The organism is Pseudomonas sp. P5_A2_2 (assembly GCF_054177685.1).
On the sequence record NZ_JBGCUL010000042.1, the window covers coordinates 1 to 14,944 of the forward strand.

General features: G+C 59.7%; 14 protein-coding genes. 11 read left to right on the top strand and 3 right to left on the bottom strand.

Annotated features, from left to right (window positions below; all coding sequences use genetic code 11):
• The first annotated feature begins 95 nt into the window (after window positions 1-95).
• The 6 genes from ACXRVY_RS06320 to ACXRVY_RS06345 all read left to right on the top strand — a co-directional run bounded on the left by ACXRVY_RS06320 (window position 96) and on the right by ACXRVY_RS06345 (window position 7,130).
• Window positions 96-2,546: a penicillin acylase family protein gene (locus ACXRVY_RS06320; RefSeq protein WP_223463179.1), complete on the top strand. Its 2,451-nt coding sequence runs from the start codon at window positions 96-98 to the stop codon at window positions 2,544-2,546.
• Between the two features lie 385 nt (window positions 2,547-2,931).
• Entirely contained in the window at window positions 2,932-3,714 is a 783-nt protein-coding gene (locus ACXRVY_RS06325) for a transporter substrate-binding domain-containing protein (RefSeq protein WP_223463178.1), read from the top strand.
• Between the two features lie 56 nt (window positions 3,715-3,770).
• Complete coding sequence (locus tag ACXRVY_RS06330) at window positions 3,771-4,499, top strand: ABC transporter permease (protein WP_223463177.1); 729 nt, start codon at window positions 3,771-3,773, stop codon at window positions 4,497-4,499.
• Window positions 4,496-5,206 carry an ABC transporter permease gene (locus tag ACXRVY_RS06335; RefSeq protein ID WP_108216706.1) on the top strand — a complete coding sequence of 237 codons (711 nt, stop codon included), beginning with the start codon at window positions 4,496-4,498 and terminating at the stop codon, window positions 5,204-5,206. The genes ACXRVY_RS06330 and ACXRVY_RS06335 overlap by 4 nt, the downstream gene beginning before the upstream one ends.
• Window positions 5,207-5,233: 27 nt before the next feature.
• Window positions 5,234-6,352 carry a succinylglutamate desuccinylase/aspartoacylase family protein gene (locus ACXRVY_RS06340; RefSeq protein WP_458237123.1) on the top strand — a complete coding sequence of 373 codons (1,119 nt, stop codon included), beginning with the start codon at window positions 5,234-5,236 and terminating at the stop codon, window positions 6,350-6,352.
• Window positions 6,353-6,365: 13 nt separating this feature from the next.
• Window positions 6,366-7,130, top strand: coding sequence for an ABC transporter ATP-binding protein (locus ACXRVY_RS06345; RefSeq protein ID WP_458237124.1), 765 nt, complete (start codon window positions 6,366-6,368; stop codon window positions 7,128-7,130).
• Window positions 7,131-7,258: 128 nt separating this feature from the next.
• Here the strand turns inward: ACXRVY_RS06345 and ACXRVY_RS06350 are convergent, their stop codons facing one another.
• Together ACXRVY_RS06350 and dcd are read right to left on the bottom strand one after the other, a co-directional pair.
• Window positions 7,259-7,468 carry a hypothetical protein gene (locus ACXRVY_RS06350; RefSeq protein WP_223463174.1) on the bottom strand — a complete coding sequence of 70 codons (210 nt, stop codon included), beginning with the start codon at window positions 7,466-7,468 and terminating at the stop codon, window positions 7,259-7,261.
• A 107-nt stretch (window positions 7,469-7,575) separates the two neighbouring features.
• A complete protein-coding gene (dcd, locus tag ACXRVY_RS06355; protein WP_007940589.1) occupies window positions 7,576-8,142 on the bottom strand; it encodes a dCTP deaminase in 567 nt (188 codons plus the stop codon).
• Between the two features lie 353 nt (window positions 8,143-8,495).
• Here dcd and ACXRVY_RS06360 point away from each other — a divergent pair, with 353 nt between their 5' ends.
• On the top strand, window positions 8,496-8,705 hold the full coding sequence (locus ACXRVY_RS06360; protein ID WP_002554837.1) for a cold-shock protein: 210 nt from the start codon (window positions 8,496-8,498) through the stop codon (window positions 8,703-8,705).
• 85 nt (window positions 8,706-8,790) lie between these two features.
• Here ACXRVY_RS06360 and ACXRVY_RS06365 read toward each other — a convergent pair whose 3' ends face one another.
• Window positions 8,791-9,798, bottom strand: coding sequence for a DUF481 domain-containing protein (locus ACXRVY_RS06365; protein WP_458237125.1), 1,008 nt, complete (start codon window positions 9,796-9,798; stop codon window positions 8,791-8,793).
• Between the two features lie 163 nt (window positions 9,799-9,961).
• Between ACXRVY_RS06365 and ACXRVY_RS06370 the strand changes: the two genes are divergently transcribed.
• From ACXRVY_RS06370 to ACXRVY_RS06385, 4 genes are all read left to right on the top strand, one after another.
• Window positions 9,962-10,315, top strand: a complete 354-nt coding sequence (locus tag ACXRVY_RS06370) for an MGMT family protein (RefSeq protein ID WP_007971652.1) — start codon at window positions 9,962-9,964, stop codon at window positions 10,313-10,315.
• A 44-nt stretch (window positions 10,316-10,359) separates the two neighbouring features.
• Window positions 10,360-11,919 carry an AmpG family muropeptide MFS transporter gene (locus ACXRVY_RS06375; RefSeq protein WP_458237126.1) on the top strand — a complete coding sequence of 520 codons (1,560 nt, stop codon included), beginning with the start codon at window positions 10,360-10,362 and terminating at the stop codon, window positions 11,917-11,919.
• A gap of 143 nt (window positions 11,920-12,062) precedes the next feature.
• Entirely contained in the window at window positions 12,063-13,778 is a 1,716-nt protein-coding gene (locus ACXRVY_RS06380) for a proline--tRNA ligase (RefSeq protein ID WP_223463171.1), read from the top strand.
• A 19-nt stretch (window positions 13,779-13,797) separates the two neighbouring features.
• Window positions 13,798-14,751 (top strand): hypothetical protein, encoded by a 954-nt coding sequence (locus ACXRVY_RS06385; protein WP_223463170.1) that lies wholly within the window; start codon window positions 13,798-13,800, stop codon window positions 14,749-14,751.
• Window positions 14,752-14,944 lie beyond the last annotated feature (193 nt).

Consider the following 14,944-nt stretch of genomic DNA (forward strand, 5'->3'; position numbering starts at 1 on the left):
CTTGTACTTGTACCCCGCTTGCGCGGCCACCTCCCGCTCACTAACGTAGCGCCTTTATTGCGCGCCGCCGCCTCTACCCCCGCAGGAGCTTTGCCATGGCCTCGCCAGCCCTTACTCATTTTCTACCCCGGTTCGGCGTTGCCGCAGCAGTGGTCGGTGCCTTGAGCCTGACCGGTTGTCAGAATTTCAACGCCCAGGACACCCTCCCGCCGACCTCCGGCGTACAACCGCTCAAGGGCCTGGCGCAGAACGTTTCGGTGCGCCGCAATGCCATGGGCATGCCGCTGATCGAAAGCAACAGCTTCCACGACGCGCTGTTCACACTCGGTTACGTGCATGCCAGCGACCGCATCACGCAGATGGTCACCCTGCGCCTGCTGGCCCAGGGCCGTCTGGCCGAAATGCACGGTGCCGACCTGCTGGATGCCGACCGCTACATGCGGGCGGTCAACCTGAAGAAAAGTGCTGGCGAGTTGTACAAGGCCTCTTCGCCGCGTCTCAAGCGTTTCTTCGAAGTCTATGCGCGCGGCGTCAACGCCTACCTGTTCCGCTACCGCGACAAACTGCCGGCGGACCTCGCGGCCTCCGGGTACCAGCCTGAATACTGGCAGCCGGAAGATTCGGCGCTGATTTTCTGCCTGTTGAACTTCAGCCAGTCGACCAACCTGCCGGAAGAAATTTCCGCGCTGGTACTGGCCCAGACCGTCACCACCGACAAACTGGCGTGGCTGACGCCGTCGGCTCCCGACGAAAAACTGCCGGTCGCCGAAAGCGAAAAACTGCAAGGCATCAAACTCAACGGGCAAGTGCCGGGGCTGGCCGAACTCAGCAAGGCCACCGGGCAACTGGCGGACCTGAACCTGCTCGGCGCCACCTCGTCGAATAACTGGGCCATCGCCCCGCAACGCAGCCGCAGCGGCAAGAGCCTGTTGGCCAGTGACAGTCACGACCCGCTGGGCGTGCCTTCGTTGTTCAGTTACGTGCAGATTCGCGCGCCGAAGTATCAGGCGTCCGGCGTGACCATCGCGGGCCTGCCAATGGTGCTCGGTGGTTTCAACGGCAAGGTGGCATGGAGCATGACGTCCGTGATGGGCGACAACCAGGACCTGTTCCTGGAGAAGATCAAACGCCAGGGCAACGGGCTCACCTACGAAAATGCCGGGAAGTGGCAGCCGGCGATCGTGCGCAACGAAACCTACTTCGTCAAAGGCCAGCGACCGATTCGCGAAGCCGTGTACGAAACCCGCCATGGCCCGCTGCTCAACAGCGCTCAGAGCAGCACTCTGGCCAATGGTTTCGGCCTGGCCTTGCAGACGCCGAGCTTCACCGACGACAAGACCCTGGATGCGTTCTTCGACCTGTCCCGCGCCCAGAGCGTCGAGAAAGCCTCTGATGCCAGCCGCGAAATCCGCGCCATCGCGCTGAACCTGGTGTTTGCCGACGCGAGCCACATCGGCTGGCAAGTCACCGGTCGTTACCCGAACCGTCGCGAAGGCGAAGGTCTGCTGCCCTCTCCGGGCTGGGAAGGTCGTTACGATTGGGACGGCTACGCCGACCCGATGTTGCACCCGTACGACCAGGACCCGGCACAAGGCTGGCTCGGCACCGCCAACCAGCGGGTCATTCCCCATGGCTACGGCATGCAGTTGTCCAATTCCTGGGCCGCTCCGGAGCGCGGCGAGCGCCTGGCCGAACTGGCCGGTGCAGGCAAACACGACAGCCGCAGCCTGATCGCCATGCAATACGACCAGACCACTACCTTCGCTGCCAAGCTGAAGAAAATGTTTGAAGCGCCGGGCATGGCCCAGCCTCTCAAACAGGCCATGGACGCCTTGCCGGCGGCAGATCGTGCCAAGGCACACGAGGCCTACAGCCGCCTGATGGCGTTCGACGGCAAGCTCGGCCCAACCTCCACCGATGCGGCCATCTACGAACTGTTCCTGCAGGAAAGCACCCGGCAGATCTTCCTCGATGAACTGGGCCCTGAAAGCAGCGCGGCGTGGAAGGCCTTTGTCGCCGACGGCAAATTGTCCTACACGGCCCAGGCCGATCACTTGCTCGGGCGTGAGGACAGCCCGTTCTGGGATGACGTGCGCACCGCACAGAAAGAAGACAAACCGGCGATCCTCGCCCGCAGCCTCGCCGCAGCGATCAGCGCAGGCGACAGCCAATTGGGCAGTGATCACAAGGCCTGGCAGTGGGGCAAACTGCACCGTTATGAATGGAAAAACAGCAGCGGCCAGACCGTACGCGGACCGCTGCCGGCCGGTGGCGATCACACCACGCTCAACACCGCCGCCTTCGCCTGGGGCCAGGACTTCAACACTACGCTGGCGCCAGCCATGCGCTTTATCGTCGACTTCGGCCAGTCCGAGCCGCTGATGGCACAAAACGGCACCGGCCAATCCGGCAACCCGGCCAGCCCGAACTACCTCAACGGCATCGAACCGTGGCTCAAGGGCCAGTACATGAGCCTGCCGATGCAGCCGCAGAACTTCGACAACGCCTATGGCAAGGCGCGGTTGACGCTGACGCCAGGAAAGTAACCCCGCCCTTTTCCTGTGGAAACGAGCCTGTTCGCGAAGGCGATTCAACATTCAAAATAGAGGTTGAATGTTGAATCGCCTTCGCGGTTGCGCTGGCGCAAGGACAAGTCGGTCGACGAAGCCGATAGCTTGACGACCCTGAAAAATCTGCTCAGCCAAGCCCTCTTCTCATCCGCGAATTTTTTTCTTTTTGAACCGAACGGGTGCGGCCATTTCCCTGCGCCCGTTTTCGTGCATAAATCTGTCTCCGGCTATTTCCAGACACCTTTTAAAACGCTTGTTCGGCACACTGGTTCGGAAATTGCTACTTTCAACAGGTCTTACGCTTTCCAGTAACAATAATTCTGCGCTACAAGCGCTCATATTGGTTTTTAGGGATTGAATAATGAAAAAAGCATTGCTGACCCTTTCTGCACTGGCGTTGTGCATGGCTGCTGGTTCCGCCATGGCGAAGGAGTACAAAGAACTGCGCTTCGGCGTTGACCCTTCCTACGCACCGTTCGAGTCGAAAGCGGCCGATGGCAGCCTGGTAGGCTTTGACATCGATCTGGGGAACGCGATCTGCGCCGAGTTGAAGGTCAAGTGCAAATGGGTCGAAAGTGACTTCGACGGCATGATTCCCGGCCTCAAAGCCAATAAATTCGACGGTGTGATCTCGTCGATGACCGTGACCCCGGCCCGTGAAAAAGTCATCGACTTCTCCAGCGAGCTGTTTTCCGGCCCAACCGCTTACGTGTCCAAGAAAGGTTCCGGCGTGACCGCAGACGTCGCGTCACTCAAGGGCAAAACCGTCGGCTACGAACAAGGCACCATTCAGGAAGCCTATGCCAAAGCCATTCTGGACAAGGCCGGCGTAAAAACCCAGGCCTACGCCAACCAGGATCAGGTCTACGCCGACTTGACTTCCGGTCGTCTCGACGCAGGGATCCAGGACATGCTGCAAGCCGAACTGGGCTTTCTGAAGTCGCCACAGGGTGCCGACTACGAAGTCAGCAAGCCGGTCGACAATGAGCTGCTGCCGGCCAAAACAGCGGTCGGTATTAAGAAAGGTAACACCGAGCTGAAAGCACTTTTGGATAAAGGTATCAAAGCGTTACACGATGATGGCACCTACACCACCATTCAGAAGAAACACTTTGGCGATCTGAATCTGTACAGCGGCAAATAATGCCCGGCGCCCATCTCTGGATGGGCGCTTTTTTCATCCGATCAGGCTGCTGATTTATGTTTGAAAACCTACTGGAAAATCTGGGGCTCTCTGCCTTCAGCCTCAAGGGCTTCGGTCCGCTGCTGATGCAAGGCACCTGGATGACGATCAAATTGTCGGCGTTATCGCTGTTGGTAGCCGTGTTGCTCGGTCTGCTCGGCGCCAGTGCCAAGTTGTCAAAAGTCAAACTGATGCGCTTGCCTGCCCAGCTCTACACCACGCTCATTCGCGGCGTTCCGGACCTGGTCCTGATGCTGCTGATTTTCTACAGTCTGCAAACCTGGCTGACCTCGTTTACCGATTACATGGAATGGGAATACATCGAAATCAACCCGTTCAGCGCCGGGGTCATTACCCTGGGCTTCATCTACGGTGCGTATTTCACCGAAACCTTCCGTGGCGCGATTCTCGCCGTCCCACGGGGTCAGGTCGAAGCGGCCACCGCCTATGGCCTCAAGCGCGGCCAGCGTTTCTGGATCGTGGTGTTCCCACAGATGATGCGTTATGCCCTGCCGGGCATCGGTAACAACTGGATGGTGATGCTCAAGGCCACCGCGCTGGTGTCGATCATCGGCCTCGCCGATCTGGTCAAGGCTGCCCAGGACGCCGGCAAAAGCAGCTATCAGCTGTTTTACTTCCTGGTACTTGCCGCGCTGATCTATCTGGTGATCACCAGCGCGTCCAACTTCATTCTGCGCTGGCTTGAACGTCGTTACTCCGCCGGTACCCGGGAGGCCGTACGATGATCGAACTCCTGCAGGAATACTGGAAACCCTTCCTTTACAGCGACGGCAATAACATCACCGGTCTGGCCATGACCATGTGGTTGCTCAGCGCATCGATCTTCTTCGGTTTCATCGTCTCGATTCCACTGTCTATCGCCCGGGTTTCACCGCGCCTCTACATTCGCTGGCCGGTGCAGTTCTACACCTACCTGTTCCGTGGCACGCCGTTGTATATCCAGTTGCTGATCTGCTACACCGGCATTTACAGCCTGGCCGCGGTGCGCGCACAACCGCTGCTCGACAGTTTCTTCCGCGATGCGATGAACTGCACCATCCTGGCCTTCGCCCTGAACACCTGCGCCTACACCACAGAGATTTTCGCCGGGGCCATCCGCAGCATGGCCCACGGTGAAGTGGAAGCGGCCAAGGCTTACGGGCTGACCGGATGGAAGCTCTACGCCTATGTGATCATGCCGTCGGCCCTGCGTCGTTCGTTGCCGTACTACAGCAACGAAGTGATCCTGATGCTGCACTCGACCACCGTGGCCTTCACCGCGACCATCCCGGACATCCTGAAAGTCGCGCGGGACGCCAACTCGGCGACCTTCCTGACCTTCCAGTCGTTCGGCATCGCCGCGCTGATCTACCTGACCGTCACTTTTGCGCTGGTCGGCCTGTTCCGCCTTGCCGAACGCCGATGGCTGGCCTTCCTCGGGCCGACCCACTAGGGCTCAACCTGCTTCAGGAAACAACAGATGYGCCACCAGATACATGACCTGCTGGCCCCGCTGCCGGGGACCGCACGACAGATCCACAGTTTTCACTTCGGCCCACAACCGGCCAACGGCAAGATCTACATCCAGGCCTCCCTGCACGCCGATGAAATACCCGGCATGCTGGTGGCCTGGCACCTCAAGCAACGCCTGGCGGAGCTGGAAGCCGCCGGTCGCCTGCGCAGCGAAATCGTGCTGGTGCCCATCGCCAACCCGGTGGGCCTGGAACAGGTGCTGATGGATGTGCCGCTGGGCCGCTACGAGCTGGAAAGCGGCCAGAACTTCAACCGCTGGTTCGTCGACTTAAGTGAAGAAGTCGGCAACGCGATCGAAGACCAACACGGTGAAGATCCGCAGCACAACCGGCAATTGATCCGCAGCAGCCTGCGCGATGCGCTGGCCCGGCAGACCGCCAACACCCAATTGCAATCCCAGCGCCTGACCCTGCAACGGCTGGCCTGCGATGCCGACATGGTGCTCGACCTGCATTGTGATTTCGAAGCGGTCGCACACCTGTACACCACGCCGCAGGCTTGGCCACAGGTCGAGCCACTGGCCCGCTACATCGGCGCCGAAGCCAGCCTGTTGGCGACCGATTCCGGTGGCCAGTCGTTCGACGAATGCTTCACCCTGCTCTGGTGGCAGTTGAAGGAACGCTTCGGCGAACACTTCGACATTCCACCAGGCAGTTTTTCGGTGACCGTCGAATTGCGCGGCCAGGGCGACGTCAATCACCCGCTGGCAAGCCTCGACTGTCAGGCGTTGATCGACTACCTGATCCATTTCGGCGCGATCGCCGGCGAACCCGCGCCCCTGCCCGACCTGCCCTGGCCGGCGACACCGCTGGCCGGTGTAGAACCGGTGGCCACGCCCGTCGGCGGGTTGCTGGTGTTCACCGCGCTGCCGGGCCAGTACCTGGAGGCCGGGCAACTGATCGCCGAGATCATTGATCCGATCAGCGATCGCGTCACTCCCGTTCATTGCTCCGCCGCCGGGTTGATGTACGCCCGTTCGCTGCGCCGCATGGCCACTGCCGGCATGGTGATCGCCCACGTCGCGGGCACCGAAGCCTATCGCAGCGGCTATCTACTTTCGCCTTGAGGATGCACGCCCCATGTACAAATTGACCATCGAAGGCCTGCATAAGAGCTATGGCGATCATGAAGTCCTCAAAGGTGTTTCACTCAAGGCCAACACCGGCGACGTCATCAGCCTGATCGGCGCCAGCGGCTCGGGTAAAAGCACCTTCCTGCGTTGCATCAACYTCCTGGAACAACCCAACGACGGCGCCATGAGCCTCGACGGGCAGAACATCCGCATGATCAAGGATCGTCACGGCATGCACGTGGCCGACGCCAATGAACTGCAGCGAATTCGCACTCGCCTGGCCATGGTGTTCCAGCACTTCAACCTGTGGAGCCACATGACGGTGCTGGAAAACATCACCATGGCCCCGCGGCGGGTGCTGGGGTGCGACAGGAAAGAAGCCGAGGACCGCGCCCGGCGCTACCTCGACAAGGTGGGACTGGCCTCCCGTGTAGCGGACCAATACCCGGCATTCCTGTCCGGCGGTCAGCAACAACGGGTTGCGATTGCCCGCGCACTGGCCATGGAGCCGGAAGTCATGCTGTTCGACGAACCAACCTCCGCGCTGGACCCGGAACTGGTGGGTGAAGTGCTCAAGGTGATCCAGGGCCTGGCCGAAGAAGGCCGGACCATGATCATGGTGACCCACGAAATGAGCTTTGCGCGCAAAGTGTCGAGCCAGGTGCTGTTTCTGCACCAGGGTCTGGTTGAAGAAGAAGGCGCGCCAGAAGACGTGCTGGGCAATCCGAAAAGCGAGCGGTTGAAGCAGTTCCTGAGTGGCAACCTGAAGTAACGCCAACTGCAAAACCTGTGGGAGCGAGCCTGCTCGCGATTGCGGTGGTTCAGTCAGCTTCATTGTGACTGTTACACCGCAATCGCGAGCAGGCTCGCTCCTACATTTGATTGGTAGTGTCCGGATTATCAGACAACAGGCGCAGGCGGTGGCTCATCCGGCAGGGTCGGCTCACCTGGCTCGTTAGGCTGTTCGTTCGGGGTATCAGGGTCGGGTTGACCTGGAATCCCGCCAGCCGGGATGACCGAGGGAAGCGCCAACAAGGACCAGGCCAGAACGCCAACCTGATTGGGTTCAAACCTTGCCAGTTCGGCACTGATTCGCGGATCGATCTTCATTCGGCACTCCTGAGCGATGGCCCGACCCGCCTTGCGCGGATCGGAGCAGTACACTCCATAGAGTGTACGCCCGCCCAGGAATTCCCGGCATTTGTCGGACGGTTGACTCAGGTGCGAGGCAGGGTTACGCCACGCTGGCCTTGGTACTTGCCGCCACGGTCCTTGTAGGACACTTCACATTCTTCGTCAGACTCGAGGAACAGCATCTGCGCCACGCCTTCGTTCGCGTAGATTTTCGCCGGCAGATTGGTGGTGTTGGAGAATTCAAGGGTCACGTGACCTTCCCACTCAGGCTCGAGCGGCGTGACGTTGACGATGATGCCGCAGCGCGCGTAGGTGCTTTTACCCAGGCAAATGGTCAAGACATTGCGCGGAATGCGGAAGTATTCGACGGTGCTGGCCAGGGCGAAGGAATTAGGCGGAATGATGCACACGTCGCTGTGGATGTCGACGAAGCTGCCGGCATCGAAGTTCTTCGGATCGACGATGGCCGAATTGATGTTGGTGAACACCTTGAAGTGATTAGTGCAACGCACGTCGTAGCCGTAGCTCGACACGCCGTAGGAGATCACACGGCTATCGTCGCTGCCGCGCATCTGGCGCTCGACGAAAGGCTCGATCATGCCGTGTTCCTGCGCCATGCGGCGAATCCACTTGTCCGATTTGATGCTCATGGCGGGTGTCCTGAATAGCGAGGTCGAAAAATTCTGTCCGGCATCTTACCGGGCGCGCCGCCGGGTTCAAAGTCCGCGGTGCAATTCTCGCCGAACAGGCAGGAATTACCTGCGCTGGCGACGAACCGTCGCACCGCCGATCCTTAAATCAGAGAAACCTTCGCAAGAAGCATTGGCACGTCCCGGAAAAAGGGTTAAGGTGGCGTCACTGTGCTGCTTGTGTCACTGAGAATCTCTACACGATATGTTGAATTTCGATCCAACCATCTACAAGAATTTTTCCTGCTCTTTGCACTCAGTCTCGGCCAGGGTTCTTCCTGAGTCGCAGTTATCTTTGTTCAAGGAGTTACACCATGTCTAATCGCCAAACCGGTACCGTTAAGTGGTTCAACGATGAAAAAGGCTTCGGCTTCATCACCCCACAATCCGGTGACGACCTGTTCGTTCACTTCAAAGCTATCCAGTCCGACGGCTTCAAAAGCCTGAAAGAAGGCCAACAGGTTTCTTTCATCGCTACCCGCGGTCAGAAAGGCATGCAAGCTGAAGAAGTTCAAGTTATCTAACTTGTACTTGCTTTAGTAAGAAGCCCCGCCCTCAACAGCGGGGCTTTTTTGTGGGCGGGTGTTTTTGTCCGCACAAAAAAATTTCTTACCAGGTCACGCCAAATCCCGCGGTGTAGCGCGTCTTGTCCAGATCCGCATCGTCGGTGCCGCTGATGATGTCCCGCTCCGCCTTCAGGTTCAGCGAAGCCCATTCGGTCACCTTGTAGCGCAACCCCATCTCGGCATCGAGTGCGTAGTCGGCCACACCCGACAGCGGCTTGCCGACCTCACCACTGGTGAAGAACTCGACACGTTTACCGACCAGGTAGCGGTTGTAATCCCACGTCATGGCCAGGGCGTAGAAATTGTCCTTGCTGCCATCGGAGAATTCAAAGTCCGTGCGGTTGACCAGCGAGCCAAGGGAAAACGCCCCGAGTTCGTCATCCCAGAACTGATAGCCGGGGCCCGTACCGACAGTGCGCTGACGGGAAAGGTCTTCGACCTTGTCGCGCTTGTAGACCAGGCGCCCCTGCCAGAACCATTGATCGGTCAGGAATCGGTCGATGGAGTACTCGGCCCGCCAGTTGTCCGTGGTCACCACGTCGTCCTGGAACTCACGGTTGTATTCACCTTCAGCGGTGTGCCGCCAGCGACCGTGTCGCGCACTGGTCTTGAAGTCGATGTCGTAGTCATCGGTGTCGTTTTCCGCCCGCTGATAGTCCAGCGCGATATCGACGTTGCCTTTCCACACCAGATCCTCGACCACCGGCTTTGGCTTGAGAATCTGCTGGATGCTCGCCAGTTCGACCGTCTTCGGCACTTCGCCGTTGGCCAGCGTCACCTTGYCGGCGTCCGCTGCTTTCAGCGACTTGGCTTTCTCGCCAGTGTAGGCATCCTGCTTGACCAACAATTCCTGATCGCTTTCCAGGGTCTTGACCTGTTTCCAGTCGATCGTCACCGCACCGGCGTACTCGGTCTGGATCAGCAGCCTGCCGCCATCGAACAGCGTGATCTTGCCGCTCAGCTTGTCACCGTTCTTCAACCACACGGTATCGGCCAGCAAGGGAGTGGAAGCACCAAGTACGGCGAGACACAGCAGGGATCTGGACAACATAAGCAAAATACAGGCTCAGGTTTGCGAGAAAAGTCGGCATTATCCGTAGGAATAAGGATCTGACAATGACTGACCCGACTATTTTTGTTGAGTTCATTTCTCAACCGTCTGTACAGGATTTACTCTACAGATGGTAAAGCAGACTTCTTCAGGACTGACGGACGTGACCGATCCAACCGATGAACCCGAGAGTGCGGCGCAAATCCGACGCACGGCGCTGTATCTGACACTGGCGCAAGTTCCCGAGGGCAAAGTCGTCAGCTACGGTCAACTGGCCGAGCTTGCAGGACTGGGTCGCGCCGCGCGCTGGGTCGGCCGCACCCTCAGCCAATTGCCGAGCGACAGCAAATTGCCCTGGCATCGCGTTCTGGGTGCAAACGGGCGTATCAGCCTGCCGGTCGGCAGCCCTTCGGGCGATGAGCAGCGCGCACGATTACGCATGGAGGGCATCAGTGTCCTGAATAATCGTGTTGATATTCAGCGCCATGGYTGGCGTCCGGTAGAGCACAGCGGTTAGAGTGCGCGCTTTGTTTCCGTATTTCTTGAGGCAGACTCCAGCCCATGCCCCGTAAAACCTGGCGCGCCGCGCTCGCCGCTTATGCCAGCCCTTCGACACTCGTGCTGTTGCTGCTTGGGTTCGCCGCCGGCCTGCCCTACATGCTGGTGTTTTCGACGCTTTCAGTCTGGCTGCGTGAAGCCGGCGTGGCGCGTGAAACCATCGGTTATGCAAGCCTGATTGGCCTGGCATATGCCTTCAAATGGGTCTGGTCACCGTTGCTCGACCAATGGCGACTGCCGTTGCTCGGCAAACTCGGTCGACGACGATCCTGGCTCGTGCTGTCCCAGGCACTGGTCATCCTTGGCCTGATCGGGATGGGTTTCTGCGATCCGCAAAAGCATTTGTCCTGGCTGATCGCCATTGCCGTGGTCGTCGCTTTCGCATCAGCGACGCAGGATATTGCGGTAGACGCCTATCGCCTGGAAATCGCCSARGACAMYCRWCAGGCCGCCCTSGCCGCCAGCTACATGTCCGGCTACCGGGTCGCTGCGCTGCTGGCGACTGCAGGCGCGCTGTACTTCGCCGAGGGCTTTGGCTCCACCGGCTTCAACTACAAGCATTCGGCCTGGGCCGGCACTTACATTCTGTTCGGGGTACTGATGGTCCCGGCACTGCTGACTTCCATATTCATGCGCGAACCTCCCGTGCCGCTGCGCACGCAACTGCAGGCCGGGCGCTACAGCTTCGTGCATCAACTGGCCTCGGTGTTCGTGCTGATCATATTGCTGGTGTCCGTGCCGGCCATGTTCACCCAGCTCTACTACACCGACTTCGCCAGCGTACTGTTCGAAGGCGTGAGCGTGCTCGACCTGCTGCTCGAAGACCGCGCATTCCTGCGGGCCATCCTCTATATCACGCTCACCGCCCTGTGCCTCTCGTCCATGGGCCGTCGCGGCCTGGCACCCGTGCTCACGCCGATCAACGACTTCATCCTGCGATACCGCTGGCAAGCGCTGCTGCTGCTCGGCTTGATCGCCACCTATCGGATGTCCGATACGGTCATGGGCGTGATGGCCAACGTGTTCTACATCGACCAGGGCTTCACCAAGGACCAGATCGCCAGCGTCAGCAAAATCTTCGGCCTGATCATGACCCTGGTGGGTGCCGGCATGGGCGGCCTGCTGATCGTGCGTTTCGGCATCCTGCCGATCCTGTTCATCGGCGGCGTCGCATCCGCGGCGACCAACATTCTGTTCCTGCTGCTCGCCGACATGGGCCCCAACCTGAACATGCTGGTGCTGACCATCTCCCTGGACAACTTCAGTTCAGGCCTGGCGACTTCGGCGTTCGTCGCCTACCTGTCGAGTCTGACCAACCTCAAGTTCTCCGCCACCCAATACGCCCTGCTCAGCTCGATCATGCTGTTGCTGCCGCGCCTGATCGGCGGCTACTCCGGGGTCATGGTGGAAAAATTCGGTTACCACAACTTCTTCCTGATCACCGCCCTGCTGGGCGTCCCGACCTTGTTGTTGATCGCCTTGCACTGGTTCCAGGAGAACCGCCGCGCAGGTCCGACACCGACACCGGAACCGGTGCAGACCCCGGTCGCCGAAGAATCGTAAAATCTTTTCGCAGGAAGAATCGCGGAGGGCCGTGTGAATCGCGCCCTCCTGCCACACCACCGACCGCACGCCTGTACGCCAGCGGTTCTCGCCCGTACAATGCTCCGTCATTTCTCGTCATCAGCAATCGATAACGGCCAACCATGCGCACCAGTCAATTTTTGCTCGCCACACAAAAAGAAACGCCTTCCGACGCGGTCGTGATCAGCCACCAGCTGATGCTGCGCGCCGGCATGATCCGCAAACTCGCCTCGGGCCTGTACACCTGGCTGCCGATGGGCTTGCGGGTAATGCGCAAGGTCGAAGCCGTCGTTCGCGAAGAAATGAACGCCGCCGGCTCTCTCGAAGTGTTGATGCCGAGCACGCAACCGGCTGAGCTGTGGCAGGAATCCGGGCGCTGGGAAGAGTACGGCCCTGAATTGCTGCGCTTCAAGGATCGCCACGGTCGCGACTTCTGCGCAGGCCCCACCCACGAAGAAGTCATCACCGATCTGATGCGCAACGAATTGAGCAGCTACAAGCAGCTGCCGATCAACCTGTACCAGATCCAGACCAAATTCCGTGACGAAATCCGCCCACGCTTCGGCTTGATGCGTGGCCGCGAATTCATCATGAAGGACGCCTACTCGTTCCACGCCGACCAGCCTTCGCTGCAAGTCACCTACGACCGCATGCACCAGGCTTACTGCAACGTGTTCACCCGTCTGGGCCTGAGGTTCCGCCCTGTCGAAGCCGACAACGGTTCCATCGGCGGCGCCGGCTCCCACGAGTTCCACGTTCTGGCCGAATCGGGCGAAGACGACATCGTCTTCAGTAACGGTTCCGACTACGCGGCGAACATCGAGAAAGCCGAGGCCGTGCCACGGGAAACCTCGCGCGCCGCTCCGACCGAAGAACTGCGCCTGGTCGACACGCCGAATGCCAAGACCATTGCGCAACTGGTCGAAGGCTTCAACCTGCCGATCGAGAAAACCATCAAGACCCTCGTGGTGCACGCTGAAGAGAAAGGCAAGCTGATTGCCCTGATCATCCGTGGCGACCATGAGCTGAATGAAATCAAGGCAGCCAACCAGCCAGGCGTTGCCAGCCCGCTGGTCATGGCCTCGGAAAGCGAACTGCGCGACGCCATTGGCGCCGGTGCCGGTTCCCTGGGTCCGTTGAACCTGCCGCTGCCGATCATCATCGACCGTTCGGTCGAACTGATGAGCGACTTCGGCATCGGCGCCAACATCGACGACAAACACTACTTCGGCGTGAACTGGGAACGCGACTTGCCTGTTCCGACCGTTGCCGACCTGCGCAACGTCGTGGCCGGCGACCCGAGCCCGGACGGCAAAGGCACCCTGGAAATCAAGCGCGGCATCGAAGTCGGGCACATCTTCCAGCTGGGCAACAAGTACAGCAAAGCGATGAAGTGCGAAGTGCTGGGCGAAAACGGCAAGCCGGTCACCCTGGAAATGGGCTGCTACGGCATCGGCGTGTCCCGCGTGGTAGCGGCTGCCATCGAGCAGAACAACGACGAAAACGGGATCATCTGGAGCGACACCCTCGCGCCTTTCCAGATCGCCCTGGTGCCGCTGCGCTACGAAACCGAACAGGTTCGTGAAGCCACCGACAAGCTGTACGCGCAACTCACCGCTGCCGGCTTCGAAGTGCTGCTCGACGACCGCGACAAGAAAACCAGCCCGGGCATCAAGTTCGCGGACATGGAGCTGATCGGCATTCCACACCGGATCGTGGTCAGCGACCGCGGCCTGGCCGAAGGCAACCTGGAATACAAGAGCCGCACCGAGGCCGATGCGCAAGCGCTGCCGGTCGACGACGTACTGTCGTTCCTTCAGGCCCGCATCCGCCGCTGATACCAGACATAGAGGCGTCATGTTCAAGCGAAACACCTTAGGCCTCAGTGGTGCCGCCTTGTGCGGCACCCTACTGGTCAGCGGCTGTGCCAACCACATGTCACAACGCAGCGAGCAAGAGGAACGTGTCGAGCGCAAACTGCTCGATCACAGCCTGCAGATCGATGTCGGTGAGCCCAAGGTGCTTGAGCTGCCGCAACGGCGGGTGAAAATTCACGAGCAGAAGACTTTCGAAGTCACCGAGTACGAAGTCACACGTCACTACGACCGCTATACGCCGTACCAACCCTGGCGGGAGATTTACGAAATCCCGCTGGGCGCGGTGGCCGTGGTGGCGGGTGTCGGTGCCAACGTGGTCAATGTGTTCGCCCTCGGCAATCTGCCGGACAGCGTGACCAAGGATTGGCTGAGCTACGGTTTCGCCGGGCTCAACCCGTTCATGAACGTGCAGTCCCACGGTCGCGCGCAGCAGAACCTGGCCGGCATTGATGAAGTCCAGCGCGACAAGCGTACGGAGTACTCAAGCCTGCCCTGGAGCGAGCGCCCGGTCGAGGTCAAGGCCGGCAAGGAAACCTTCGAGCTGACCACCGACAAAAACGGCGTGTTACGCCTGAATCTGTTGGACAACCCGTTCGCCGAACATGACATCAATCATCTGAGCCGCTTGCTGATCCGTGTTGAGGATGCCCAGGGCAACGTGCACAACGATTCCACCCTGGTCATCAGCAGCAACTTGCGCAGCAAGCTTTATGAGGCCCACGGGTTGATTTATGACGATCTCGAAGGCGATGAAGTCAGCCAATGGGTCCACCGGGTCAAACGCCTGTCGGAGCTGGGTCTTGAAGAGGAAGCCAGTGAGCTGGAACAGAGCCTGATCGAACTGACGCGCAATGATCCTGAATTGCAGACCGAATTCCTCAAGTCACTGGCCCGCAATGGCGAGCGACTGGTGGCGAATCCGGGGCTGAACTAAACCCCAATCGGCATAGGGGACGGCCTTCATAGACCGTACCCCTGCCACACCACCCGGCATGCGGGTCCGCACCGGGCGGTTCGAGGGATTGAGGTCAGGAGAGACGTGGAAGTCCCAAGCGATCAAACCACGCGAGATTAAGCACCCAATTCAAGGCCCATCGACTGTTGTCCCACCAACGACGGGTGTTACA

Coding starts and splice junctions, on each gene's coding strand:
- ACXRVY_RS06380 (WP_223463171.1), top strand. CDS start 12,063: ATGCGCACCAGTCAATTTTTGCTCGCCACACAAAAAGAAACGCCTTCC.
- ACXRVY_RS06325 (WP_223463178.1), top strand. CDS start 2,932: ATGAAAAAAGCATTGCTGACCCTTTCTGCACTGGCGTTGTGCATGGCT.
- ACXRVY_RS06320 (WP_223463179.1), top strand. CDS start 96: ATGGCCTCGCCAGCCCTTACTCATTTTCTACCCCGGTTCGGCGTTGCC.
- dcd (WP_007940589.1), bottom strand. CDS start 8,142: ATGAGCATCAAATCGGACAAGTGGATTCGCCGCATGGCGCAGGAACAC.
- ACXRVY_RS06350 (WP_223463174.1), bottom strand. CDS start 7,468: ATGAAGATCGATCCGCGAATCAGTGCCGAACTGGCAAGGTTTGAACCC.
- ACXRVY_RS06330 (WP_223463177.1), top strand. CDS start 3,771: ATGTTTGAAAACCTACTGGAAAATCTGGGGCTCTCTGCCTTCAGCCTC.
- ACXRVY_RS06385 (WP_223463170.1), top strand. CDS start 13,798: ATGTTCAAGCGAAACACCTTAGGCCTCAGTGGTGCCGCCTTGTGCGGC.
- ACXRVY_RS06360 (WP_002554837.1), top strand. CDS start 8,496: ATGTCTAATCGCCAAACCGGTACCGTTAAGTGGTTCAACGATGAAAAA.
- ACXRVY_RS06335 (WP_108216706.1), top strand. CDS start 4,496: ATGATCGAACTCCTGCAGGAATACTGGAAACCCTTCCTTTACAGCGAC.